This window comes from Rhodomicrobium udaipurense JA643 (assembly GCF_000636015.1).
Classification (GTDB): Bacteria; Pseudomonadota; Alphaproteobacteria; order Rhizobiales; family Rhodomicrobiaceae; genus Rhodomicrobium; species Rhodomicrobium udaipurense.
This window is the reverse complement of record NZ_JFZJ01000213.1, coordinates 1-2,298: the sequence shown is the minus strand read 5'-3', so window position 1 is coordinate 2,298 and position 2,298 is coordinate 1. Positions and strand designations below refer to the sequence as shown.

Sequence of the window (2,298 nt, the reverse complement as noted above, 5' to 3'; positions counted from 1 at the left end):
GGAAGCTCTCGCGGTGATGCGCGAGGCACCACTTCGCCATGATCGAGCCGCCGCGCGACACGATGCCGGTGACGCGCTTCGCCGAAAGCGGCACATAGCGCAGCCGCACGCCCGCATGAATGGTGAAGTAATCGACGCCCTGCTCGCACTGCTCGATGAGCGTGTCCTTGTACACCTCCCAGTCGAGCTTGACGGGATCGCCGTTCACCTTCTCCAGCGCCTGATAGATGGGCACTGTGCCGATGGGCACGGGCGCGTTGCGAATGATCCACTCGCGCGTGGTGTGGATGTTGCGCCCCGTGGACAGGTCCATCACCGTGTCCGCCCCCCAGCGGATGGACCACACCATCTTCTCCACCTCTTCCTCGACCGAGGATGAGACAGCGGAGTTGCCGATGTTGGCGTTCACCTTGGTGAGGAAGTTGCGACCGATAATCATCGGCTCAAGCTCGGCGTGATTCACATTGGCCGGGATGATGGCGCGGCCGCGCGCCACCTCGTCGCGCACGAAATCCGGCGTGATGAACTCCGGGATCGACGCGCCGAAGCTTTCGCCATCCGCGAGCGCTTCCTTGGCGCGGTCGAGCGCCGCCGTGCGGCCGAGGTTCTCGCGGTTCGCGATGTAGACCATCTCTTCGGTGACTACGCCCGCGCGCGCCAGTTCGAGCTGCGTCAGCGGCTGGCCGTCGGCAGCGCGGTAAACCGGATAGCGATGCGAAAATTCGCGCGCGCGATGCGCTTCGCCGACATTGCCATCGTCTTCGGGCTTCACGGCGCGGCCTTCGTAGGCTTCGACGGCGCGACGCTTCACCCACGTGTCGCGATGACGGGCGAGGCCCGCATGCACGTCGATACGGGTGGCTTCGTCGGAATAGGGGCCGCTCGTGTCGTAGACGCGGAACGGCGGCTCGCCCGAACTCTCATGCAGCGCGATCTCGCGGAACGGCACCCGCACGTCTGGAGCCGCCTCGGCATAGACCTTGCGCGACCCCGGCAGCGAACCCGTCGTGACTTTCACCGGCTCAATCTTTTTCGGGTCGATGGGCGCGTTCATGCGCTGTCTCCTTGCGTGATCGGGGGGTGAGTCAGGGCCGCGAAGCGCAAGCGCTTTCGGGAAAACAAGCGGCACTTTCGCAAGACCATTCCCTCCGCCGGTCCTAACCGGATCAGGTTCAACGAGTCGTCGCGCGGCAAATGTTGGCCAACCGCTTCGCTGCTTCAGGCGTCTTTCGCCTACCGCTTCGCTGCTTCAGGCCATCTCAGCGCAATCTCAGCCGCATGCCTGCGGCCCCCCTTGGTATGGCCGGATCATCGCTCGAAAGGCTCGCGATTGCAATTGAAGGAATCGAGAGGGGCTTGGGCGAAGCGGGCAGGGCTTGGGCGAAGCGGCGGGGGCTCGCGCGAAGCCGGGAAAGGCTCGGCACCGCGCGCGGTTTTTGCGCAACAGTCGCATGCCGAACGAAAAGCCTTAGCAATCTAAGGTTGAAAACCGCCGGTGCGAGCCACAGAAGTGCCGAGAATCAGCCGCCACGCTCAAGAACCGGCGCGCCAAAGGGGCTGGCGGCCTTCGCGTCAACGAATTCACGGATCGGTCGGGTCATGAAAAGATTTGCCTTATTTGCCGTCGCCACGGTTGCGCTGGCTGGCTGCGCCTCCAATACGGAAACGCAGCCTTTGCAGGCAGCGGCTGTCGATACGACGAAGATGCCGCAGTCGGGCATTTTCACGGTGAAAGACGTCGTGGTGACGGAGCAGGGCGCGGATACGCTGCGCCTCGCGGCGGCGACCACGAGCAAATACACCTTCGCGGATTTGTCGGCGGTGGTCTGGTGTCGCGCCCGCGAGGAAGCGACCGCGCGCAAATATGATGGCTGGTATCAGGACGGCATTCAGCAGGTGTCGAACGGCGAGGGCCAGCCGCAGGTCGCCATCGCCACGGCACGCTACTTCAAGGGCAAGCCGCCAGAGGGCAGGAAGACGCTGAAGCACGAAAAGAGCCCCTGCAACGACGTGCCCGCCGTCGCGAAGGTGAAGGTCTGATTTAGGCGGAGCACGCGAACAAGGTCGCGCATTTGCGGTCTGTATCCCGCTCGATGTAGAGCTGCGACGTTACCTTCGGGATTTACTTCGCAAAGCAACTCAAGGCTTTGAGGTTCAAAAACGCCCTTCGAGGCTCAGCGCCGGAAAGCCACACCTCTTCAGCCGAAACCGGACTCGGCGTGTTCGACCGCATCTTCCGAGGCTTGCAGGCGTTGGGCCGAAGCCCGACGCTCTCGGAATCGCCACCGATTTAACGCC

At 63.5% G+C, this 2,298-nt stretch carries 2 protein-coding genes; one reads left to right on the top strand and one right to left on the bottom strand.

Annotation, left to right across the window (positions count from 1 at the left end; genetic code table 11):
* Positions 1-1,054 (bottom strand): phosphomethylpyrimidine synthase ThiC (locus T281_RS16885; RefSeq protein ID WP_037242283.1); only part of this gene is annotated, 1,054 nt, incomplete at its 3' end.
* Positions 1,055-1,599: 545 nt separating this feature from the next.
* On the opposite strand from T281_RS16885, the gene T281_RS16880 reads away from it, so the two are divergent.
* Positions 1,600-2,040 carry a membrane lipoprotein lipid attachment site-containing protein gene (locus T281_RS16880; RefSeq protein WP_037242280.1) on the top strand — a complete coding sequence of 147 codons (441 nt, stop codon included), beginning with the start codon at positions 1,600-1,602 and terminating at the stop codon, positions 2,038-2,040.
* Positions 2,041-2,298: the final 258 nt, after the last annotated feature.

Excerpts from the sequence above, each read along its gene's own strand:
- T281_RS16880 (WP_037242280.1), top strand. The coding sequence starts at position 1,600 with ATGAAAAGATTTGCCTTATTTGCCGTCGCCACGGTTGCGCTGGCTGGC.